A 20,934-nucleotide genomic window follows, 5' to 3' on the forward strand; every position below is an offset into this window, starting at 1 on the left:
GGCGATGCTCGCGGGGGTTTCCCCGCTCGCACATCGCCAGGTGGGCCGGCTTGGGGCGGCCCGGCGCCGGCCCTGCGGCCCTGGGGCGTCCTTGCTTGCGGCCTTGAGCCGCAAGCAAGGACAGCGGGGCAGGGCGCTGCGTGGGGATTTGGGTTTGCAGGGCGTGAGCCGTTAACGAAGGAAGTGGGATGGAATCGGATCTGTTGGTGGTGGGGGCGGGGATCGTGGGCCTGGCCCATGCCTGGGCGGCGGCGCGCAAGGGCTGGCGGGTGACGGTGCTGGAGCGCGACGCGGCCTGCATCGGGGCGTCGGTGCGCAATTTCGGCTTCGTCACGGTCACCGGGCAGAAGCGCGGCGCGCACTGGCTGCGGGCGCGGCGCACGCGCGCGCTGTGGGCCGAGCTGGCCGGCGAGGCAGGGCTGCGGGTGGAGCACCAGGGGCTGGTGCTGGCGATGCGCCGGCCGGAGTCGGCGGCGCTGCTGCAGGCCTTCGCCGCCACGGAGATGGGCGAGGGCTGCCAGCTGCTGGGCCGCGAGGAGGCGCTGGCGCGTCAGCCGGGGCTGAACCCGGAGGGTCTGCTGGGCGCGCTGTACAGCCCGCATGAGCTGCGCGTGGAATCGCGCGAGGTGATCCCGCGCCTGGCCGCCTGGCTGGCCGAGCGCCACGGCGTGCGCTTTCGCTTCGGCGAGGCGGTGCTGGAGGTGGACGCGCCCCGCGTGCGCTCGTCGCGTGCCGTCTACCACGCTGAACGCGTGGTCGTGTGCAGCGGCGCCGAGCTGGGCGGCCTGTACGCGCCCCGGCTGGGCGCCCAGGGCCTGCAGCTGTGCCAGCTGCAGATGCTGCGCGTGCAGCCGCCAGCCGGCTTCAGGCTGCAGGCCGCGGCGATGGGGGAACTGAGCCTGGTGCGCTATGAAGGCTATGCCGAGCTGCCCGAGGCCCAGGCGCTGCGCGCGCGGCTGCAGACCGAACGCGCCGACGCGCTGGCCCATGGCGTCCACCTGATCGCGGTGCAGAGCGCCGACGGCAGCCTGGTGGTGGGTGACTCGCACCACTACGGCGATGTGCTGCCGCCCTTCGCCAGCGAGGCGGTGGACGGGCTGATCCTGGACGAGCTGCGCGCCCAGCTGGCGCTGCCGCAGCTGGCGGTGCGCGAGCGCTGGACCGGCTGCTATCCGGTCAGCGACCGCCAGCCCTGCCTGGTCGACGCGCCCGACGAGCGCACCCGCGTCGTGTTGGTGACCGGCGGCACCGGCGCCAGCACCGCGTTCGCGCTGGCCGAGGAGGTGCTGCATGGCTGGTGATCGCGTCGCGCCGCCGCTGCAGGCGGTGGTGCTGGACTGGGCCGGCACGGTGCTGGACTTCGGCAGCCTGGCGCCCATGGGGGCCTTCGTGGAACTGTTCGCGCGCGAGGGCGTGGCGATCAGCATCGCCGAGGCGCGCGCGCCCATGGGCATGGCCAAGTGGGACCACATCCATGCGCTGGGCACGCAGCCGCGCATCGCCGCCGAATGGCAGCGCGTCAAGGGCCAGGCCTTCGGCGCGGTGGACTGCGATCGGCTCTACGAGATCTTCACGCCGATGAACGCGGCCAGCGTGCGCCAGCACGCGGCCCTGGTGCCCGGCGCGCTCGAAACCATCGCGGCGCTGCGCGCGCGCGGACTGAAGATCGGCTCCACCACCGGCTATAACCGGCCCATCATGGAGGTGCTGGCGCCCATCGCCGAGGCGCTGGGCTACGCGCCGGACAACCTGGTCTGCGCCGGCGACATGGCCAGCGCGCGGCCCGGCCCCTTGATGATGGTGCGCACGATGTCGGACCTGCAGGTCTGGCCGCCGGCCGCGCTGCTCAAGGTGGACGACACACCGGTGGGGCTGCAGGAAGGCCGCGCGGTCGGCGCCTGGTGCGTGGGCGTCGCGGTCAGCGGCAATGTGATGGGCCTGAGCCTGGACGAATGGCAGGCGCTGGACGAGGCCGAGCAGGCACGCCGCCGCGAAGCCGCGCGCGCCGAGCTGCTGGCCGGCGGTGCCCACCTGGTGGTGGACGGGCTGTGGGAGCTGCTGCCTGCGCTGCAGGAGATCGAACGCCGCATCGCCGCGGGCGAGCGCCCGGACGCCGGCTGAGCGTCCGCCGGGCGCGCCATGGCGTGCCCGTCACCCGGGCCGGGACCTGCACGGCCCGTTGCCAGCGCCCGGCGCCGGCGCCCCGATCGGCAGCTGTGGAACAATCCGCCTTTGTCCTTTCGGCGAGTCATGCGCGAGCAGGGAATTCTGGCGAAGTGGGACGATGCCAAGGGCTATGGCTTCATCCAGCCCCAAGGCGGCGGCCCGCGACTTTTCGTTCACATCAAGGCCTTCGGGCTGCGCGCCGGCCGGCCCTTCGTCGGCGAGCGGCTCAGCTTCGAGCCGGGCCGTGACGCGCAAGGCAAGGCGCGCGCGCTCAAGGTGCAGAGCCTGGAACCGCGCCGCCCGGTGACCCCGCCGGCCGCAGCGCCGCGTGCCGCGGGCACGGCGCGGGCCGCCGGTTCGGCCTCGCTGTGGCTCATCCCGCTGTTCGCCGTCCTGGTGCTGCTGACCCACCTGGCCTGGCCGCTGCCGCATGGGCTGTGGGGCTTCTACGTGGCCATGAGCCTGGCCACCTTCATCGTCTACTGGCAGGACAAGCGCTCCGCGCAGCGCGGCGGCTGGCGCGTGGCCGAGGGCACGCTGCACGGCCTGGCGCTGGCCTGCGGCTGGCCCGGGGCCTTGCTGGCGCAGCAGATGCTGCGCCACAAGAGCGCCAAGCCGGCGTTCCGGCGCGTGTTCTGGGCCTGCGTGGCGGGCAACATCCTGCTCTTCGTGCTGCTGTTCACGCCGCTGCTGGCGCAGTGGCGGCGGGTCTGAGCGCCGTGCGGGGCTGGGAATTGGAGGGCGCCGTTGCGGCGCCCGGCGTGGCCGGGGCGGATCCCCGGCGAGAGGGATAGCGGATCTGATGTTGAGGTTGAAGGTGATGGACAGGTCGGACGTGCCGGCCGTCCTGGCGATGCAGGCGCAGTGCTATGGCGCCGATTTCCTGGAGAGCGAGCAGGCCTTCGCGGCCAAGCTGCAGGCCACGCGCGGGCTGAACTGCAGCTATCTGGCGCTGGGCGCGGACGATGAGCCGCTGGGCTATGTCGTGAGCCTGCCGGTGGACGAGGGCCAACTGCCGGCCCTGGATGCCGGCGCCTGGCCGGCGGCGCGCGCGCCGCAGGCGCTGTATCTGCACGACCTGGCGGTGGCGCCGGCGGGCCGCGCGCAGCGCCTGGGCTCGGCCCTGCTGAGCCAGGTGCTGCGGCGGGCGCAGGACATGGGTCTGCCGCGCGTGGTGCTGATCGCGGTGCAGGGCTCGGTGCCCTACTGGCAGCGCCAGGGTTTTGCCGAACTGGCCGTGCCCAGCGCGGCGCTGCAGGCCAAGCTGGACAGCTTCGGGGCCGAGGCGCGCCTGATGCAGCGGCTGCTGCGGGCGGCCTGAACCGCGGGCGGAGCCGGGGGGCGGACCGCTTCCCGGCGCGCGCTCCCACCCGGCGATAATCGCCGCCCATATGACCGATCACGCTGCAAGCGCGGCACGGGGCGCGGCCATCGACGATGGCGATGCAGGCGCCGAGTCCCTGCGCTTCGAAGACTATTTCCGCGATGGCGCGGCGCCCACCGAGGCCTTGCTGTGGTGGCAGCTGGAGCGCAGCGATGCGCTGCTGGCGGCGCTGCGCGCGCTGTTCCACGGGCCGGCGACGCTGGCGCGTCTGCGCGTGTGGGTGTTCATCGAACTGATGAGCCTGCCCGAGTCGCGCCTGACGCGCGACGTGCTGAACCGCCATTTCCACCACCTGCGCGACGACGCGCTGGAGCTGGTGCTCAAGCGCCTGCGCGAGGCCCATCTGCTGGCCTGGGAGCCCACCGACCAGCAGTACGGCATCACGCCGCTGGCGCAGCAGCTGGTGGCGCTGCTGTCGCCGCTGACGCAGGGGCAGGACCAGGACGGCGACCTGGCCGGTTTGCTGGCCAACGTGGCCGGTGCCCACCAGCTGGGCACGCTGGAGCCATCGCAGCTGCAGCACCTGCTGGCCCAGCTCTCGCGGCTGTACAACGAGTTCGCCGACGCGATCGCGTCGGGCTCCGAGTTCCATCTGCGCCGCGCGCGCATGCGCTTCGAGCGCGCGCTGAAACTGGTGGAAAAGGCCAGCGACGCGCTGTCGGCCATCATCCAGCAGGCGCAGTCGGACGGCAACGCGCGGCTGGAGCGGCTGGCGCGCGAACTGGGCCTGGCCCAGGCGCGGCTGCTGGCCATGGCCAGCCAGTTCAACCGCGCGCTGCAGCAGGCCGACCGCCAGCGCGTCACCCTGGGCACCACCGGCATCACCACCACCGACGTGCGGCGCTGGCTGCAGGGCGTGCCCTTCCTTGAAAACCTGGCGCTGGGCGCGCTGTCGCGGCCGGTGCAGCCGGTCTTCGTCGCCCAGCACGAGATGCTGGACACGGCCGAGGCGGAGTTCGAGCGCGACCGGCCCAAGCCGCCCACCGTGGAACCGCTGCCCGAGGGGCTGAAGGCGCCGCCCGGCGAACTCGCGGTGATGAGCCTGCCGCCCGAAATGGACCAGCTGCAGGCGCTGCTGGGTCGTTGGCTGGAGGCCGGCGGCGAGGGCGGCCAGGCGCGCGACCTGCGTCCCGCGGTGCTGGGCGGCAGCTATGCGCGCGCGGCCTACCGCGCGCAGCTGCTGCCGCTGCTGGGCGATCCGCAGGCCCAGCACCTGGCCGGCGCGACCGGCGACATGGCGCGCCAGCCCTGGCGCGTGCGCTGGTCCGCCGAGCAGGGCGAGGTGGACGACGACTATGTGGCCTGGATGAGCCGCGGCGTGCTGCACACCGTGGACCATGAGCCCGGGGCCGCCGCACCGGCCCCCGACAACAGGGCCACCGAGGCCGCCGCGGCCTCGGTCAACCCGAACGAGAACAAGGCATGAGCAACACCCTCGATGACGCCGCCCAGCTGGCGGCGCAGCTTCTCGCCCGCCGCTGGCTGCCGCGCAACCAGGCGCTGGTCAAGCGCGCGCTGATCGACCAGGAGCTGTGGCGCGCGCTGAACGAACGCCTGGGCGCGGTGGGCCTGAAGGTGGTCGACAACGTCTATGCCGACCACATCAGCGTCGCGATGCTGCGACCGGCCGAGGTGGCCGTGTTCGGCGAGACCGGCCTGGCCGCCAACAACAACCTGGACCTCCCGCGCGACGGCGTGGCGCTGCTGGTGGTGCTGTGGGCGCTGATCGTGCTGCCCAAGCGCCAGCGCCAGCTCACGCGCAGCGAGGAGGCCGAGGGGCAGGGCGAGATGTTCGCCACCGACAAGCCGCTGCCCAGCGCCGCGAGCAGCGCCCCGACGCTGTCCTACCGCAGCCTGCTGGCCGACTTCGGCAACCAGCTCGGCAAGAAGATGCGCCTGGACGCCAACCTGAAGCTGCTGGAGCGCCAGGGCTTCATCACGCGCAAGGGCGAGGACATCGCCGAGGGCCCGCTGCTGGACCTGCTGCTGGACTACGACACCCTGGCGCCGCGCATCCTGGACGGCGCGCTGGCCGACGTGCTGTCGCGCAGCACCGACGAGGGCGCGGGCCCGGCGCTCAGCCACATCCTCGCCGCACGCCACAACGAAGAAAACGCCTGATGTTTCACCTGCAATCCCTGGAACTGCTGCACTGGGACTACTGCCGCCGCGTGGCCATGCCGCTGGACGGCAACATCATCACCATCGCCGGCCCCAATGGCTCGGGCAAGACCACGCTGCTGGACGCGATGCGCACGCTGCTGGGGCTGGAATGCTCGGGCGGGCGCACCTACAAGACCTACGCCCGCCACGCGAATGCCGAGACGGCCTGGCTGCGCGCGCTGGTGGACAACCGCCCGCGCGGCCGCCAGAACAGCAGCCGGCCCTTCGCCAGCTCGCTGCTTTATGCCGACCAGGTGACGCTGGCCTGTCGCATCTCGCGCCAGGGGGGCGACTGGGTGCGGCGCTACATCCTGGTCGACGGTGTGCATGAGATCGAGGAACTGGACCAGCGCGCCGAGAAGGACTGGCTGGGCATCGAGGCCTGGAAGAAGCGCCTGGAGGCCGCCGGCCTGACGCGCGCGATCGGCCGTGTGCTGGCCCTGGAGCAGGGCCAGACCGACCGGCTGTGCGAGCTCTCGCCCAAGGAACTGCTGCGCCTGGTCTTCGAGGTCTTCGGCGACCAGGAGGTGCTGGACCGCTACGAACTCGCGCGCAACCACCAGCAGCAGCTGCTGAAGGAGGTCGAGCAGGCCACGCACGAGCTCTCGCATGCGCAGGCCCAGCTCTCCGACCTGGCCAACCGCGTCACCAGCTACCAGCAGTACCAGCTGCGCCTGAAGGAACGCGAGCGCCTCTCCACCGAGGTGCTGCCGGTGCTGCAGTGGAGCGAGCAGCGCCAGCGCATCGCGCAGCAGCTGCGCGAGTTGCACCGCCAGCGGCTCTTCGCCCGGTCCGACGAGCGCGGCATCCGCGAGAAGCGCCAGCAGCTGCATGCGCTGTTCGAGGCGCAGCAGCAGGCCCAGACCCGGCTGACCGAGCTGGAAGGCGAGCGCAAGGGCGCCCGCCAGGCCTTCGAGACCGCGCGCGAGGCCGAGCGGCCCATGGAGCAGCTCGCCAAGCGCGAGGAGGACCTGAAGGCGCTGGCCGCGGTCGAGACCGATGGCGAGCAGCTCACCAGCCGGCTGGAGGAACTGGGCACGCGCCAGCACCAGCTGCGCGAGAACTTCACGCGGCAGAGTGACCAACTGCGCAAGGCGCAGGCGGCGATGGATGCGCTGCAGGGGCAACACCTGCCCCCACCGCCGCCCGAGGTCACGCGTTTCCGCAAGGCGCTGGACGAGGCGGGCATCGCCCACCATGTGCTGGCCGATTGCATCGACATCGCCAACGACGCCTGGCGCGCCGCGGCCGAAGGTTTCCTGCGTCCGTCGCGCTGGGTGGTGGTGCTGGCCCATGCCTCCGACGAGGCGCAGGCCTACCGTCTGGCCGCGCGCGAGCGCTACCGCCACTACGTCGTCGCCGACGCCGAGCAGGTGCCGGCCACGGTCCCCCGGGACAGCCTGCTGGCCGCGCTGAAAGTGCATGCGCGGCTGCCGGGCTGGCTGCTGCGCCAGCTGGCCTCCATCCGCTGCGTGGCGGACACGGAGCAGGGGGCCAAGGTCGGTGGTGAATGGATCACGCAGGACGCCTACTACCGCGACGGCCGGGGCGGCCGCAGCCTGTGGGTGGAGCCGCGCGAATTCCAGTTCGGCGTGTCGGCGCTGGATTCGCGCCGCAGCTCGCTGGAGGCCGAGCTGGCGCGCTACGAGCTGGAGCTGACCAAGATCGCCCGCGAGCAGGCCGAGATCGAGCGTCAGCTCAAGGATGTGCAGCGCGCCGCGCAAGGCCACAAGGCCGCGCAGGAGCTGCTGGACCGCGCCGACGAATTCGCCGAGGCGCGCTCGCGCCTGCCCGCGCTGCGCCAGGCGCGCATCGAGGCGGCGACGCGCATGGCCCAACTGGACCAGACCCACGACCGCGCCGTGGCCCAGGCCACGCGCGCCGAGCGCGACTACGAAGCCGCGCAGGCCGGGCTCAAGAGCAGCGAGGACTCGGTGCTGCGCAGCGAGCGCGACTGGGCCACGCGGCGCGAGGACCTGCAGGCCGCGGCGCGCGCGTCCCGGACCGCGCGCGAGCGCTTCCCGGCAGCCTGGGTGCATGCCGAGCGGCTGGCCGCGCTGCGTGACGAGTTCGAGAACGCCAAGCAGGCCGAGATCGCGATGCGCCATGTCCAGCAGGAGTTGGACACCGGCGTGTGGGAGACCGATCCGCAGGTCCAGGACCGCCATGCGCGCATGCATCTGGCGGTGCTGGAGCAGAGCGGCCAGCTCGACGACCGCCGTGCCAGCAACGAGATGGCGCGCATCGCCGCGTTCAACGCGCGCGAGCGCTACATCGACGTGCTGCGGGCCACCGTGCGGCGCTACAAGAAGAACGTGCAGGAACTGGGCGAACTGGCCGGCGTGCTGGCCCAGGCCGAACTGCCTCATCTGGACAACGACGACACCGTGCTGGCGCAGGCCGGCCTGCAGGTGCGGTTCAACTTCGACGGCAAGGGCGAAGTCGGGCTCAACGACGGCGAGGCCTCCGGTGGCCAGCAGGTGCTCAAGAGCCTGATCCTGCTCGTGGGCCTGATGAAGGACGACGACGCGCCGGGCGGCTTCGTCTTCATCGACGAACCCTTTGCCCACCTGGACGTGCGCAACATCCAGCTGGTCGGCCACTTCCTGAAGAGCACCCGTGCGCAATACCTGCTGACCACGCCGATCACGCACAACGTGGAAGTCTTCGAGCCCTCCGAGATCACGCTCGTGACCAGCAAGAAACCGCGCGGCGAACGCTGGGCACCGCCGATCGCGGTGCTGGCGAGGCGGCCCGAAGTCTCACCCTATTGACTGCCAACCCCCCCGCCTAAACCGTGAGCCCCCCGCCCAAGGCGTACCTTGGGCGGCCCCCCCGAGGGGGCGGCGATGCTCGCGGGGCGTGCCCCGCTCGCACATCGCCCAGTGGGCCGGCTTGGGGCGGCCCGGCGCTCGGCCCTCCATGCCGCCGATGCTCGCGGCATGGAGCCGCCAGCATCGGCATGCAGGAGCCGGCGCACGAGGCCCGATCTGGAGTCGAGCCGTACCCGTCGAGTGACTCACGGCCTGAGCGGAGGGATGGCCCGGAGGGTGGTCGGGCCAGCGCTCCATGCCCAGCGCGGTCCTCGGTCAAATCGTCTTCAGGCCTTCCTTTTGGTTCCTTTTCCTGGGCCCGCAGGAAAAGGAACTCGCCTGCCGGGGCGAGACCCGGCGGGCTCTGCGCACAGCGCAAAGACCACAAAGACCGCGCAGGCCCCGCAAGACCCCGTCACCTTCAAAGGCTCACCCCATACGCCCAAGCACAGGCCCAGGCCCAGGCCCATGACCTTGGGTACCCCGCCCAGATCGCGGCACACTGCACCCCATTCCCGGTTCTCTGCAGTTCGCCCGCCATGCCTGTGTCCACGCCCCCGTTCTATCGCACCGCCTTGCCCGAGGATGTGCCGGCCTGCATCCGCCTGCGCGGCCTGACGCGTGAGAACGCGGTTTCCGAGCAGCGCCTGGCGGAACTCGGCATCACCGCCGAGTCCTGGTCCCAGCAGGTTCGCGAGGGCCGGCTGCCCGGCGTGGTGGCTCAGGTGGGCGGCGAGGTCGTGGGCTATTGCTTCGGCGACACCGGCAGCGGCGAGGTCGTGGTGCTGGCCTTGCTGCCCGACTTCGAGGGCCGTGGCATCGGCCGCGACCTGCTCGCCCAGGTCGTCGCCATGCTGCGCGCCCATGGCCATCGCCGCTTGTTCCTGGGCTGCTCCGACAACCCGGGATCACGCTCCTGGGGCTTCTATCGCCATCTCGGCTGGCATCCCACCGGGCGCAGGGACAGCCACGGAGATGAGGAGCTGGAGTATCTGTGTGGGGTGACGGGAAGGGGCTGAGTTGCCGCGCTGAGGCGCGACTTCAAGGCACTTGGGGCTCGCTGGCCTTGCTGGCCTGACTGGCCTCGCTACTTTGTTGAAGGCATGGTTCCGTCTTGATGACCTGGTTCCGGCCTGGCGGCCGGGTAACTTTCTTCTGAGGGCCCAGAAGAAAGTCACCAAAGAAGAGGGCCTTGAATGCGATTTGACCGAGGACCGCGCTGGGCACTGAGCCCCAGCCCGACGACCACCCGGGCCACCCCACCGCTCAGGCCTTGAGTCGCTCGCCGGGTACGGCTCGACTCCACACCGGGCCTCTTGCCAAGATGTCTGCCGATGCTTGTGGCTCCATGCCACGAACATCGGAGGTATTCGGGCCGAGCGCCGGGCCGCCCCAAGCCGGCCTATGTGGCGGTACGGGTGGCTGAATGCCGCCCGTATCGACGTCCCACCGGGGGAGAAAGTGCCGCGGCTCCAATCCCGCCTGAGCGGGATTGGACGGCACGAGCGCCACCGGCGTCTCGCCGGTGGCCAGCCAGCGTACCCGCTGCCCGAGGGGCCTACTTCAGTCCGCCACTGAGGAATGCCTTCAGGCGCTCGCTCTGCGGCCGCACCAGCACCTCGCGCGGGTTGCCTTCCTCGACGACCCGGCCCTGGTGCAGGAACATGGTGTGGCTGGAGACTTCGCGCGCGAAGCCCATCTCGTGGGTCACGACGATCATGGTGCGGCCCTCGGCGGCCAGGTCGCGCATCACCTTGAGCACCTCGCCAACCAGCTCGGGGTCCAGCGCCGACGTGGGTTCGTCGAACAGCATCACCTCGGGCTCCACGGCGAGCGCGCGCGCGATGGCCACGCGCTGCTGCTCGCCACCGGAGAGCTGAGCTGGATAGACCGACTTGCGGTGACCCACGCCCACGCGCGCCAGCAGCGCCTCGGCCTTTTCCAGGGCCTGGGCCTTGGGCACGCCCAGCACATGGATGGGGGCTTCGGTCACGTTCTCCAAGACGGTGCGATGGCCCCAGAGGTTGAAGTTCTGGAACACCATCGCGAGCCGGGCACGCCAGCGCTGAAGCTGCTTGGGATCGGCGGCGCGCAGGCTGCCGTCGCGGTCGCGCACCAGCTTGAGTTCGTCGGCGCCCAGCTTGAGGCTGCCTTCGTGCGGCTGCTCCAGCAGGTTCAGGCAGCGCAGAAATGTGCTCTTGCCGGAACCGCTGGATCCGATCAGCGTGATGACGTCGCCCGGCTTGGCGGACAGTGAAACGCCCTTGAGCACTTCGCGATCGCCATAGCGCTTGTGCAGGTTGTCGACGACCAGACTCTGAGACATCAGCGCGCTCCCAACAGCTTGCCGCTGCGCAGCACTTCGCGCCCGGCCACTTTCGCGACACGGGCGCCGGCCGTGACCATGCGCAGGTTGTCGCGGGCAAAGAACAGGCCGTCCACCGGGCTCTTCAGCTCGGTCAGCTGGCCGCTGATGGGATCAATCACATGCGCGAGCACCTCGCCGGCCGCGACGTTCTCGCCGACCTGGCGCACGAAGGTCAGCAGGCCGCCCACCGGCGCCTTGATCGGCATGCAGCCGGCCAGCGGACGGGCGTCGCCCTGCGGCTCGGGCTGCGGCGGCAGCGGGCCGTCCACGGCGCCGCGGAAGCACAGGTAGTCGAGGATGGCCTGCGCATCGGCGCTGGCCAGGCCATGTTCGACGTCGGCCTGCCCGCGCAGCTCCACGGTCACCGACAGGCAGGCCTGCGGGATGGGGAAGCGTTCGCCGAAATGGCGCGCCCATTTCCACCACACCTGCGAGCAGGCCTCGTCGAAGGGGCTGTCGCCCGAGTCTGTGGCCAGCAGGGTCACGCGCGCGCCCAGATAGCGCGCCAGCGGCTCGCACTGCGGCCAGCAGGGGCTCTCGGTGTACAGGTGCATGACCGCCTGTGCGTCGCAGTGCAGGTCCAGCACCACGTCGGCGTCGCAGGCCAGCAGCATCAGGGTCTTGCGCAGCGTCTGCAGCTCGGTCTCGGCCGGCGCGGCCTGTACCGCGGCCTTCAGCGCGGTGCGCAGCACTTGCACGTTGTGCGGCGCGTCGGTCGCGCTCAGGCGCGGCTCGGCATCGAGCGCGGCGGCGCCGATGTAGTCCGGGTAGTGTCGGTTGAAGTTCTCGCCCGACAGGCTCTCGAAGCGGCCCAGGTGCGACTGCAGCCACCATTGCGACAGGCCGATGGGGTTGGCCATGGGCACGAGGATGATCTCGCCGCGGATGGCGCCCTGGGCCTCCAGCGCGTCCAGCTTCTTGCGCAGATGCCAGGCGGTGAGCATGCCCGGCAGCTCGTCGGCATGCAGCGAGGCCTGGATGTAAATCTTGGGGCCGCGGCCCGGCGTGCCGTAGTGCAGCGAGACCAGCTCGCGCGAGGTGCCCGGCGTGGGGCTGGGCAGGGCGTGTGTCTTGGTTTGCATCGTGGATGGGGCGGTCTTCAGCGCGGCATCAGCGGTTTGAGCCAGCGCGCCTCGGCCTTGTGGAACAGGCCCACCAGCACCAGCGTCATCGCGAAATAGAAGATGGCGGCGGTGATGAAGGCTTCGAAGGGGATGTAGTAGGTGGCGTTGACGGTGCGCGCCACGCCGGTGAGGTCCATGATGGTCACGATGCTGGCCAGCGAGGTGCCGTGCAGCATGAAGATGGCCTCGTTGCTGTAGGCGGGCAGCGCGCGGCGCAGCGCCGAGGGCAGCACGATGCGGCGCAGCATCACCCAGCGGCTCATGCCCAGAGCCTTGGCGGCCTCGATCTCGCCGGCCGGCAGCGCGCGTATGCTGCCCGCGATGATCTCCACCGTGTAGGCGCAGGTGTTGAGCACGAAGCTCAGGCAGGCGCAGAACCAGGCCGAGCTGAACCAGGGCCACAGCGCGCTCTGCTGCATCCATTCGAACTGGCCCAGCCCGTAGTAAATCAGGAAGAGCTGCACCAGCATGGGCGTGCCGCGGAACACATAGGTGTAGAGCCAGATCGGCCGCGAGATCCACGGCGACGGCAGCGAGCGCAGCACCGCCAGCGGAATCGCCAGCAGCAGACCCAGCGCCAGCGAGATCAGCAGCAGCTGCGCGGTCAGCCAGGCGCCGTCCAGGTACTGCGGGAGGTTCTCCAGGATGGTGTCCAGATTCATAGCTGGTGGCCCCTGACGCCCACCGAGAAGCGCTTGTTGAGGCGGTCGAAGACCAGCTCGGACACGGTGGTGAAGGCCAGGTAGATCAGCGCCACGGCCAGATAGAAGACAAAGGGCTCGCGCGTGTTGCCGGCGGCCTGGGAGCCGCGCGTCATCAGGTCGTGCAGCCCGATCACGGAGACGATGGCGGTGCTCTTGATCAGCACCAGCCAATTGTTGGACAGCCCCGGCAGCGCATGCCGGAACATCTGCGGCAGCGTGATCCGCCAGGTGACCTGGCGCGGGCTCATGCCGAAGGCAAGCCCGGCCTCGCGCTGCCCGGGCGGCACGGCGAGAAAGGCGCCGCGGAAGGCCTCGGTCAGGTAGGCCCCGAAGATGAAGCCGATGGTGATGACGCCGGCCAGGAAGGGGTCGATGTCGATGTAGTCCTCATGCCCCAGCGAGGTCGCGATGGCATTCACCGCGACCTGGCCGCCGAAGAAGATCAGCAGCATCAGCACCAGGTCCGGTACGCCGCGGATCAGCGTGGTGTAGATCGTGGCCGGGATGCGCGCCAGCCGCCATTTCGACAGCTTGGCGAGCGCGCCCAGCAGACCCAGGGCCATGGCCAGCGCCATCGAGGCCAGCGCCACGCCCAGGGTGATCACAGCCCCCTGCAGGAGGCTGGGGAGATAGCCGTGAAGCGTCATCTTCTTCGGTGTCCGATGGGGGATGAGGCCGGGGGCTTACTTGGTCGAGATGTCGTACTCGAAGTACTTGTCGTTCAGCTTCTTGAACGTGCCGTTGGCCTTGACGGCGGCGATCGCGTCGTTGAACTTCTTGGCCAGGGTCTTCTCGTCGGCCTTGCGCATGCCCACGCCGCTGCCGACGCCGAAGTACTTCACGTCGTCGTACTTCGGACCGACGAAGGCATAGCCCTTGCCGCCTGGCGTCTTCAGGAAGCCCACGTCGGCGGCGACCATGTCGGCCAGGGTCACGTCCACGCGGCCGGACTTCAGGTCCAGGAAGGCCTGGTCCTGGGTCGCGTAGCGCACGATCTCGCTCTGCTTGAAGGTGTCGGCGGCGAACTTTTCGTGGATGGTGGCGCGCTGCACCGCGATCTTCTTGCCCTTGAGGCCGGCGGGCGTGGCGTCCAGCTGCACGCCCTGCTTGGCGGTGAAGCGGGCCGGGGTGTTGTAGTAGGGGTTGGAGAAGGCGATGACCTTCTTGCGTTCGTCGGTGACGGACATGGACGCGATGATGGCGTCGATCTTGCGCGACTGCAGCGCCGGGATCAGGCCGTCGAAGTCCTGCTGCACCAGCTGGCACTCGGCCTTCATTTCCGCGCACAGCGCCATCGCCAGGTCGATCTCGAAGCCCTTTAGCTTGCCGTCCGGCCCCACCTCGGAGAACGGAGGGTAGGCGCCTTCGACGCCGATGCGGATCTTCTTCCAGTCGGGGGCCTGGGCCAGGACGGCCGTGGCGCCCAGCAGGGCGGTCAGGGCCAGCGCGCTGCGCGCGATCAGATGGCGACGTTGCATAAGGGCTCCTTGGTGGGAAAGTGGACGATGTTGCGCCGCGGGGCTGCCGCGCTCCATCAGGGTTTGAGCGAGTTCAAAAACGCCAGAACCGGGCGCACGGTGGACTCGGGGTCTTCTTCCTGTGGCACATGCCCCAGTCCGGGAAAGACGGTCAGCTGGCTGCCGGCGATGCGGCGCTTGAACTCTTCGGCCAGCGCGGGCGGGATCAATCGGTCTTGTTCCCCCCAGAGTATCAGCGTCGGTGTGCGCAGCCGGTCCAGTTCGTCCGCATGTCGCCCGGGCTCCAGCTGGGCGAGTCGCTGAATCAGGGCTTGCCGGTTGCCTTCGCGCAGGGTCAGTTCGAAGTAGCGGTCCACCAGCGCCGCGCTGACCCGGGACGGATCGCCGAAGACGCTTTGCACGCTGCGCTGCACCAGCGGGCGCGGCAAAAAGCTGCCGGCCAGCGTCTGCAGCCAGGGCGAACGCGCCACCTGGAAGCCGGGAGGCACCGATTCGCTCTGGAACACGAGGCCGCTGGCGTCGACCAGCACCAGCCCGCGCACGCGGCCGGGCCAGCGCGCGGCGAACTGCCAGGCAATTTGCCCGCCCAGTGAATTGCCGCCGATCACGACCGGCCCCAGCTTGAGCCGGTCAAGCAAGGCCGCGACGAAGTCCACGTAGGCTGCGTCGCGGTAGTCGCCCGAAGCCGACGGGCCGGTGAGCCCGAAGCCGGGCAGGTCCACGCTGATGACGCGATGCTCGCGGCTGAGTTGGCGCACCCAGCCTTCCCAGGTGTGCAGGCTGGCGGCGGTGCCATGCAGCAGGACCAGCGGCGGGCGTTCGCTGCGCGGCCCCTGGTCGCGCAGATGCACCAGCTGCGTGCTGCCGCCAGGCAGGGCCAGTTCGATGAATTCGGACGGCGGCGGGGCCCAGCGCGCCACCAGGCTTTCCAGCGATCGATCCGGCGCTCGAAAGGCCATGGCCAGCAGCGCCAGCGCCAGCACCGCGAAGCCCAGCAGCTTCAGCAGGACCGCGGTCGGGGATCGACGCTCACTCATGCGCCGGGCGTCCTTCGCGCACCGCGGGCAGGGGCCGGATGCGGCGCCCGTGCGGCGCGGCCGACGGGCTGGGGGCGGACGTTGTCGAAAACCTGGGGCATGGCGCCGGGAACATCCCGCAAGGCCTCAAGGGCGCGGGTCAGTACGGAAGCCGCGCATTGTAGGGCGGTTGGCGCACACGAATGGACAGCCACCGCCCGCCGCTCACGGCTTGTTGCGAACTGGCGCCGGCGCGCTGCAGATCTCGGTGTGGCCGGGGCTGTGGACGAACCAGCCGCCGCGGTAGCGGCGCGCGTCCAGCAAGGCCTTCCAGGCCTCGCCATCGGTGCGCAGCACCTGCAGCGCGGGCCGCTGCTCGGCCGGCAGCGTCGCGGCCAGCTGCACCGAGCGGATGGCCAGGCGCTGTTCCGGCTTGTCGTAGAAGCCCATGTTCTGCCCGCCGCGCGGCAGCGCGGCCAGGTGCTCCATGCCGCGCAGCACGCGGCCAACGACGGTGATGTTCAGGTCCAGTCCGCGCGGCGCATGGCCGATCACGGCGTAGAGCTCGGCGCCGGTGCTGGAGTCGACCGCGTCGCCGCGGCCCGCGCCCACCATGCCGTAGCAGTGCGCCAGCCAGGCCTGGCCGGTCTTGGGGTCGGCGGCCACGGGGAAGCCCTCGACATGGCCGCTGCGCGGCGCCCAGCCGTCCACGTCGGGCAACGCGTTCAGCGGCAGGCCCTTCAGCGCGACCGAGAACTCGGCCGGGAGTCTGGCCTGGGCGCCGGCCGGGAAGGCGCGCGCCTTGTCCGGCGTATCGGCGTCGGGATCGCCCCATTGGGTGACGAAGTTGTCCTGCACGCGGACGATGGCCAGCCCGTCGTAATAGCCGCCGCGCGCCAGCGCGCGGATGTTCTGCGCATGGCGCGGAGCGAAGCGCGGTGCCAGCTCGATCAGCACCTGGCCCTGGGGCAGGGTCATCAGCAGCAGGTTCTCGGGGTCCACGTCGCGCCAGTCGGCGGCGCTGGTGGCGGCGAGGATCTCGGCACTGCTGCGCGCCGGCTTGGCCGGCGGCTTCTGCGCCAAGGGTTGCGCGGGCTTCTGGGCCAGCGCGGCCGAGCAGAGCAGGCCAAGGGCCAGCAGGGACAGGGCGGGAAGCTTCATGGCAAGGTCGTCCGGGCCGTAGGCAATGAAAGCGCGCAGCATAGCGGCAGCTCCCCCGGAGCGACCTTGGGTCATCCCTACAATTCGCCCATGACGTTTGTTCACCTGCGCACCCATACCGAGTTCTCCGTCGTCGACGGTACCCTGCGAATCGACGACGCCGCCAAGGCGGCGGCCAAGGATGGCCAGGTGGCGCTGGCGATCACCGACCTGGCCAATATGTTCGGCGCGGTGAAGTTCTACAACGCCTGCCGCAAGAAGGGCGTCAAGCCCATCCTGGGCGCGGACGTCTGGCTGGAGCCCGAGGCCGCGGACAAGCCGCCCAGCCGCGTGCTGCTGCTGGTGCAAAGCACGCAGGGCTATCTGAACCTGTCCGAGCTGCTGTCGCGCGGCTGGATCCAGAACGTGCAGCGCAACCAGGCGCTGCTGAAGCAGGAGTGGATGCAGGAGCTGTCCGAGGGGCTGATCTGTCTGTCGGGCATGCAGTTCGGCCCGCTGGGTCAGGCGCTGGCTGCCGGCGACCGGCCGCGGGCGCTGGAGTGGGCGCAGCGCCTGTCGGCGATCTATCCGGGGCGCTTCTACGTGGAGCTTCAGCGCGCCGGGCTGGCCGGCCAGGAGGCGCTGGTGCGCCAGCTGGTGCCGCTGGCCGCCGAACTGCAGCTGCCGGTGGTGGCCACGCATCCCATCCAGTTCTTGTCCGAGGAAGACTTCGACGCGCACGAGGCCCGCGTCTGCATCGCCGAAGGCGAAACCCTGGCCAATCCCAAGCGGGTCAAGCGCTTCCTGCCGGGACAGTATTTCAAGACACAGGCCGAGATGGAGGCGCTGTTCGCCGACATCCCCAGCGCGATCGCCAACACGGTGGAGATCGCCCGCCGCTGCAGCCTGACCCTGGTGCTGGGCAAGCCGCGCCTGCCCGACTTCCCGACCCCCATCCAGGACGACGGCACGCCGATGCCGATGGACCTGTACTTCCGCCAGCTCTCGTTCGAGGGCCTGGAGCAGCGGCTGCAGCTGCTCTATCCCGACCCCGCCAAGCGCGAGGCCGAGCGCGCGCGCTATGTGGAGCGGCTGGAGTTCGAGCTGGGCACCATCATCAAGATGGGCTTCCCGGGCTACTTCCTCATCGTGTCGGACTTCATCCGCTGGGCCAAGGCCAACGGCTGCCCGGTGGGGCCGGGCCGGGGCTCGGGCGCGGGCTCGCTGGTCGCCTATGTGCTCTCGATCACGGACCTGGACCCGCTGCAATACAACCTGCTGTTCGAGCGCTTCCTGAACCCGGAGCGGGTCTCCATGCCCGACTTCGACGTGGACTTCTGCCAGGGCAACCGCGACCGCGTCATCGAATACGTCAAGGACAAGTACGGCCGTCCCGCGGTGAGTCAGATCGCCACCTTCGGCACCATGGCGGCCAAGGCCGCGCTGCGCGACATCGGGCGCGTGCTGGGCATGGGCTTTGGCCATGTGGATTCGATCGCCAAGTTGATCCCCGCGCCGCCGGGCAAGACGGTGACGCTGGCGCCGGTGCCCGCTGATCCGGACGGCGGCATCATCTACGCGCGCAAAGAAGCCCCCGAGCTGGAGGAGCGCGAGAAGGCCGACGAGGAGGTGGCCGAACTGCTGAAGCTGGCCACCCGTGTCGAGGGCATGGTGCGCAACATCGGCATGCATGCCGGCGGCGTGCTGATCGCGCCGGGCAAGATCACCGACTTCTGCCCGATGTACCAGCAGCCCGGCTCCACCAGCGCGGTCAGCCAGTACGACAAGGACGACGTGGAGGCGATCGGCCTGGTGAAGTTCGACTTCTTGGGCCTGGCCACGCTGACCATCCTGGAGCAGGCCAAGGACTTCATCGTCGAGCGCCATCCGGACCAGAAGGACTTCGCCTTCGAGACCATCCCGCTGGACGACTCGGCGGTGTACAAGCTCTTCTCCGCGGGCCTCACCGAAGCGGTGTTCCAGTTTGAATCGCGCGGCATGCAGGGCATGTTGCGCGACGCCAAGCCCTCGCGGCTGGAGGACCTGATCGCACTGAACGCGCTCTACCGCCCGGGACCGATGGACCTGATCCCCACCTTTGTCGCGCGCAAGCACGGCAAGGAGGTGGTGGAGTATCCGCATCCGCTCACCGAGCCCGTGCTGGCCGAGACCTACGGCATCATGGTCTACCAGGAGCAGGTGATGCAGACCGCGCAGGTGCTGGGCGGCTACAGCCTCGGCGGCGCGGACATGCTGCGCCGCGCGATGGGCAAGAAGAAGCCCGAGGAGATGGCCAAGCACCGCGAGATCTTCCGCAAGGGCGCGGCCGAGAAGGGCATCGACGAGGCCAAGGCGGACGAGGTCTTCGACCTGATGGAGAAGTTCGCGGGCTACGGCTTCAACAAGTCGCACGCGGCCGCGTATTCGCTGCTGGCCTATCACACGGCCTGGCTCAAGGTGCATTACACGGCGGAGTTCTTCGCCGCGAACATGACCTTGGAAATGGATGACACGGACAAGCTCAAGGTCCTGCTCGCCGACGCCAAGCAGTTCAAGATCGAGTTCCTGCCGCCCTGCGTGAACCGCGGCGTGTACCGCTTCATTCCGCTCGAAGACAAGCTGATCAGCTACGGCCTGGGCGCGATCAAGGGCACGGGCCAGGGCGCGATCGAGGCCATCGTCGCGGCACGCGAAGAGGGCGGTCCCTTCAAGAGCTTCTTCGACTTCTGCGTGCGCGTGGACCGCAAGTCGGTGAACAAGCGCGTCGTGGAGGCGCTGATCAAGGCCGGCGCCTTTGACCTGCTGGAGCCCGACCGCGCGCGACTGCTGGCCAGCGTGGCGCTGGGCTACACCTATGCCGACACGCAGGACCAGAACGCCAACCAGGGCGGGCTGTTCGACTTCGATGACACGCATGGGTCGTCCACCGCCGAGCCCGACCTGGTGGAGGCCGCGCCCTGGGGCGTGAAGGAGAAGCTGAGTCTGGAGAAGACGGCCATCGGCTACTACCTCTCCGGCCACCTCTACGACCAGGCGGAGGCCGAGCTGCGCCGCATGGTGCGGCGGCGCATCGTCGACCTGCAGGACAGCCGGGAGCCGGTGCTGGTCAGCGGCATCGTCAGCGAGCTGCGCATCATCAATGGCCAGCGTGGCCGGGTCGCGATCTTCAAGCTGGACGACAAGAGCGACGTGATCGAAGCCGTGGCCAACGAGGAGCTGATCAATGCGAACAAGGACGTGCTGGCCGAGGACGAGCTGATCATCGTCAGCGGCAAGGTGCAGCCCGACCGCTTCTCCGGCGGCCTGCGCCTGAACGTCCAGCAGATCTGGGATCTGCCGGCCGCGCGCGCCCGGCTCGGGCGCTTCATCCGTACCGCGCCGAACTGCCCGCCGGCGACCCTGCAGTCCCTGGTCAAGACCTGGCCCCCCCGCCAGGTGGAGGGCGAGCAGGGGCCCATGGTGCAGGGGCTGGAGCTGCGCGTGCCGATACGCCGCGACGGTGCGGTGGCCGAGCTGGTGCTGGGCAGTGCGGGCAAGTTCTGGCCCTGCGACGAAGCGCTGGCGCGGCTCGCGCCGGCCGAGATTGTTTACGAATCGGGGGGCTGAATGTCCGACAAGCTCATCGTGGTCACGCCGGCGGGCCGCGAACACTATCTGGAGCTGCTCGCTCACTACGTGCTGCGCGATCCTGCGGTGCAGGAGTGGCAGTTGTGGGACAACTGCCGGCGCGAGAGCGACCGCGCCTACCTGCAGAGGCTGGCACAGCGCGACGCACGCATACGCGTCGTCACCATCGCGAACCCCGATGGCACGAACAAGAGCGTGAACCGCTTCTACCGCTACTGCGACGACGCGCAGGCCTTCTACATCAAGGTCGACGACGACGTGGTCTTCATCGAGGATGGCGCGCTCGGCCGGCTGCACCAGGCGGCGCTGGCCCAGCGCAGCGCGGCACAGGCGCAGGGGCTGCCGGGGCCGCTGTGGTGGTCGGCCATGGTGGTGAACAACGCCGTCTGCGCCTGGCTGCTGAAGTACCACAGCCAGGTCGAACTGCCCGAGGAGCTGAGCTGCCAGGCCGCCCACGCGGTGGGCTGGGGCAGCCCCTTCTTCGCGCAGCGGCTGCACGAGCGCTTCCTGGCCCATGCGGCCGACGGCCGGCTGTCGGCCTTCAAGGTGCCGGACTTCCCGGTCTCGCTGTCGCGCTTCTCGATCAACTGCCTGGGCTATTTCGGCGCGGACGTGATCGCGCTGGGTGAGCGCTTCTGTCCGCCGGAGGTGGACGACGAGGAATGGCTGTCGGCCGTGCTGCCGTCGCTGACCGGGCGCAGCGGCGCCATCGTCGGCGATGCGCTGGTCAGCCATTTCGCCTTCTACACGCAGGAGCAGGACCTGTTGCGCAACGGCGTCCTGGAGCGCTACTACGCGCTGGCGGGCCTGCGCACGCCGGCCTACCCGGTCAAGCCCTTGAGTCTGCGGCGCAAGGTCAAGCGCTGGTGGCAGAGCCGCAACGGCGCCGACCCCCGCGTTTGACGGGGTCGGGCCGCTGCTCAAGGGCGGGCGGCGGTCGTAAGCTGCGCC

17 protein-coding genes are annotated in these 20,934 nt (G+C 70.1%); 10 read left to right on the top strand and 7 right to left on the bottom strand.

Translation table 11 applies throughout. The annotated features are described in order from the left end of the window. Nucleotides 1-188: 188 nt before the first annotated feature. The 8 genes from LZ017_RS17375 to LZ017_RS17410 all read left to right on the top strand — a co-directional run bounded on the left by LZ017_RS17375 (nucleotide 189) and on the right by LZ017_RS17410 (nucleotide 9,545). Nucleotides 189-1,301 carry a TIGR03364 family FAD-dependent oxidoreductase gene (locus LZ017_RS17375; RefSeq protein ID WP_241398155.1) on the top strand — a complete coding sequence of 371 codons (1,113 nt, stop codon included), beginning with the start codon at nucleotides 189-191 and terminating at the stop codon, nucleotides 1,299-1,301. After that, the gene (gene phnX, locus LZ017_RS17380; RefSeq protein ID WP_241398156.1) at nucleotides 1,291-2,121 is read left to right on the top strand and encodes a phosphonoacetaldehyde hydrolase; all 831 of its coding nucleotides are present in this window, start codon (nucleotides 1,291-1,293) and stop codon (nucleotides 2,119-2,121) included. Before LZ017_RS17375 ends, phnX begins: the two co-directional genes overlap by 11 nt. Nucleotides 2,122-2,250: 129 nt before the next feature. Continuing rightward, on the top strand, nucleotides 2,251-2,880 hold the full coding sequence (locus LZ017_RS17385; protein ID WP_241398157.1) for a cold shock and DUF1294 domain-containing protein: 630 nt from the start codon (nucleotides 2,251-2,253) through the stop codon (nucleotides 2,878-2,880). 106 nt (nucleotides 2,881-2,986) lie between these two features. Next, nucleotides 2,987-3,487, top strand: coding sequence for a GNAT family N-acetyltransferase (locus LZ017_RS17390; protein ID WP_241398158.1), 501 nt, complete (start codon nucleotides 2,987-2,989; stop codon nucleotides 3,485-3,487). 70 nt (nucleotides 3,488-3,557) lie between these two features. Next, nucleotides 3,558-4,976: a hypothetical protein gene (locus tag LZ017_RS17395; protein WP_241398159.1), complete on the top strand. Its 1,419-nt coding sequence runs from the start codon at nucleotides 3,558-3,560 to the stop codon at nucleotides 4,974-4,976. Further along, nucleotides 4,973-5,671 (top strand): DUF4194 domain-containing protein, encoded by a 699-nt coding sequence (locus LZ017_RS17400; RefSeq protein WP_241398160.1) that lies wholly within the window; start codon nucleotides 4,973-4,975, stop codon nucleotides 5,669-5,671. The genes LZ017_RS17395 and LZ017_RS17400 overlap by 4 nt, the downstream gene beginning before the upstream one ends. Then, nucleotides 5,671-8,487 carry an ATP-binding protein gene (locus tag LZ017_RS17405; protein WP_241398161.1) on the top strand — a complete coding sequence of 939 codons (2,817 nt, stop codon included), beginning with the start codon at nucleotides 5,671-5,673 and terminating at the stop codon, nucleotides 8,485-8,487. The genes LZ017_RS17400 and LZ017_RS17405 overlap by 1 nt, the downstream gene beginning before the upstream one ends. 578 nt (nucleotides 8,488-9,065) lie before the next feature. After that, entirely contained in the window at nucleotides 9,066-9,545 is a 480-nt protein-coding gene (locus LZ017_RS17410) for a GNAT family N-acetyltransferase (protein ID WP_241398162.1), read from the top strand. A gap of 539 nt (nucleotides 9,546-10,084) precedes the next feature. Here the strand turns inward: LZ017_RS17410 and LZ017_RS17415 are convergent. The 7 genes from LZ017_RS17415 to LZ017_RS17445 all read right to left on the bottom strand — a co-directional run bounded on the left by LZ017_RS17415 (nucleotide 10,085) and on the right by LZ017_RS17445 (nucleotide 16,377). Continuing rightward, entirely contained in the window at nucleotides 10,085-10,852 is a 768-nt protein-coding gene (locus LZ017_RS17415; RefSeq protein WP_241398163.1) for an ABC transporter ATP-binding protein, read from the bottom strand. Then, nucleotides 10,852-11,976 carry a succinylglutamate desuccinylase/aspartoacylase family protein gene (locus LZ017_RS17420; RefSeq protein WP_241398164.1) on the bottom strand — a complete coding sequence of 375 codons (1,125 nt, stop codon included), beginning with the start codon at nucleotides 11,974-11,976 and terminating at the stop codon, nucleotides 10,852-10,854. Before LZ017_RS17420 ends, LZ017_RS17415 begins: the two co-directional genes overlap by 1 nt. A gap of 17 nt (nucleotides 11,977-11,993) precedes the next feature. After that, a complete protein-coding gene (locus LZ017_RS17425; RefSeq protein WP_241398165.1) occupies nucleotides 11,994-12,680 on the bottom strand; it encodes an ABC transporter permease in 687 nt (228 codons plus the stop codon). Next, on the bottom strand, nucleotides 12,677-13,369 hold the full coding sequence (locus tag LZ017_RS17430) for an ABC transporter permease (RefSeq protein WP_241398166.1): 693 nt from the start codon (nucleotides 13,367-13,369) through the stop codon (nucleotides 12,677-12,679). Before LZ017_RS17430 ends, LZ017_RS17425 begins: the two co-directional genes overlap by 4 nt. 36 nt (nucleotides 13,370-13,405) lie before the next feature. Continuing rightward, the gene (locus LZ017_RS17435; RefSeq protein ID WP_241398167.1) at nucleotides 13,406-14,200 is read right to left on the bottom strand and encodes an ABC transporter substrate-binding protein; all 795 of its coding nucleotides are present in this window, start codon (nucleotides 14,198-14,200) and stop codon (nucleotides 13,406-13,408) included. A gap of 56 nt (nucleotides 14,201-14,256) precedes the next feature. Continuing rightward, nucleotides 14,257-15,237, bottom strand: a complete 981-nt coding sequence (locus LZ017_RS17440; RefSeq protein ID WP_241398168.1) for an alpha/beta fold hydrolase — start codon at nucleotides 15,235-15,237, stop codon at nucleotides 14,257-14,259. 204 nt (nucleotides 15,238-15,441) lie between these two features. Next, complete coding sequence (locus tag LZ017_RS17445) at nucleotides 15,442-16,377, bottom strand: peptidylprolyl isomerase (protein ID WP_241398169.1); 936 nt, start codon at nucleotides 16,375-16,377, stop codon at nucleotides 15,442-15,444. A 90-nt stretch (nucleotides 16,378-16,467) separates the two neighbouring features. Between LZ017_RS17445 and dnaE the strand changes: the two genes are divergently transcribed. Both dnaE and LZ017_RS17455 read left to right on the top strand, forming a co-directional pair. Next, nucleotides 16,468-19,962 carry a DNA polymerase III subunit alpha gene (dnaE, locus tag LZ017_RS17450; protein ID WP_241398170.1) on the top strand — a complete coding sequence of 1,165 codons (3,495 nt, stop codon included), beginning with the start codon at nucleotides 16,468-16,470 and terminating at the stop codon, nucleotides 19,960-19,962. Then, nucleotides 19,963-20,886 carry a hypothetical protein gene (locus LZ017_RS17455; RefSeq protein ID WP_241398171.1) on the top strand — a complete coding sequence of 308 codons (924 nt, stop codon included), beginning with the start codon at nucleotides 19,963-19,965 and terminating at the stop codon, nucleotides 20,884-20,886. It abuts the gene before it with no gap. Nucleotides 20,887-20,934: the final 48 nt, after the last annotated feature.

This window comes from Pelomonas sp. CA6, from assembly GCF_022549225.1.
Taxonomy (GTDB): Bacteria; Pseudomonadota; Gammaproteobacteria; order Burkholderiales; family Burkholderiaceae_C; genus Roseateles.

Excerpts from the sequence above, each read along its gene's own strand:
- LZ017_RS17430 (WP_241398166.1), bottom strand. The coding sequence starts at position 13,369 with ATGACGCTTCACGGCTATCTCCCCAGCCTCCTGCAGGGGGCTGTGATC.
- LZ017_RS17435 (WP_241398167.1), bottom strand. The coding sequence starts at position 14,200 with ATGCAACGTCGCCATCTGATCGCGCGCAGCGCGCTGGCCCTGACCGCC.
- LZ017_RS17375 (WP_241398155.1), top strand. The coding sequence starts at position 189 with ATGGAATCGGATCTGTTGGTGGTGGGGGCGGGGATCGTGGGCCTGGCC.
- LZ017_RS17405 (WP_241398161.1), top strand. The coding sequence starts at position 5,671 with ATGTTTCACCTGCAATCCCTGGAACTGCTGCACTGGGACTACTGCCGC.
- LZ017_RS17395 (WP_241398159.1), top strand. The coding sequence starts at position 3,558 with ATGACCGATCACGCTGCAAGCGCGGCACGGGGCGCGGCCATCGACGAT.
- LZ017_RS17445 (WP_241398169.1), bottom strand. The coding sequence starts at position 16,377 with ATGAAGCTTCCCGCCCTGTCCCTGCTGGCCCTTGGCCTGCTCTGCTCG.
- LZ017_RS17400 (WP_241398160.1), top strand. The coding sequence starts at position 4,973 with ATGAGCAACACCCTCGATGACGCCGCCCAGCTGGCGGCGCAGCTTCTC.
- phnX (WP_241398156.1), top strand. The coding sequence starts at position 1,291 with ATGGCTGGTGATCGCGTCGCGCCGCCGCTGCAGGCGGTGGTGCTGGAC.
- LZ017_RS17420 (WP_241398164.1), bottom strand. The coding sequence starts at position 11,976 with ATGCAAACCAAGACACACGCCCTGCCCAGCCCCACGCCGGGCACCTCG.
- LZ017_RS17455 (WP_241398171.1), top strand. The coding sequence starts at position 19,963 with ATGTCCGACAAGCTCATCGTGGTCACGCCGGCGGGCCGCGAACACTAT.
- LZ017_RS17385 (WP_241398157.1), top strand. The coding sequence starts at position 2,251 with ATGCGCGAGCAGGGAATTCTGGCGAAGTGGGACGATGCCAAGGGCTAT.
- LZ017_RS17415 (WP_241398163.1), bottom strand. The coding sequence starts at position 10,852 with ATGTCTCAGAGTCTGGTCGTCGACAACCTGCACAAGCGCTATGGCGAT.
- LZ017_RS17440 (WP_241398168.1), bottom strand. The coding sequence starts at position 15,237 with ATGAGTGAGCGTCGATCCCCGACCGCGGTCCTGCTGAAGCTGCTGGGC.
- dnaE (WP_241398170.1), top strand. The coding sequence starts at position 16,468 with ATGACGTTTGTTCACCTGCGCACCCATACCGAGTTCTCCGTCGTCGAC.
- LZ017_RS17390 (WP_241398158.1), top strand. The coding sequence starts at position 2,987 with ATGGACAGGTCGGACGTGCCGGCCGTCCTGGCGATGCAGGCGCAGTGC.
- LZ017_RS17410 (WP_241398162.1), top strand. The coding sequence starts at position 9,066 with ATGCCTGTGTCCACGCCCCCGTTCTATCGCACCGCCTTGCCCGAGGAT.
- LZ017_RS17425 (WP_241398165.1), bottom strand. The coding sequence starts at position 12,680 with ATGAATCTGGACACCATCCTGGAGAACCTCCCGCAGTACCTGGACGGC.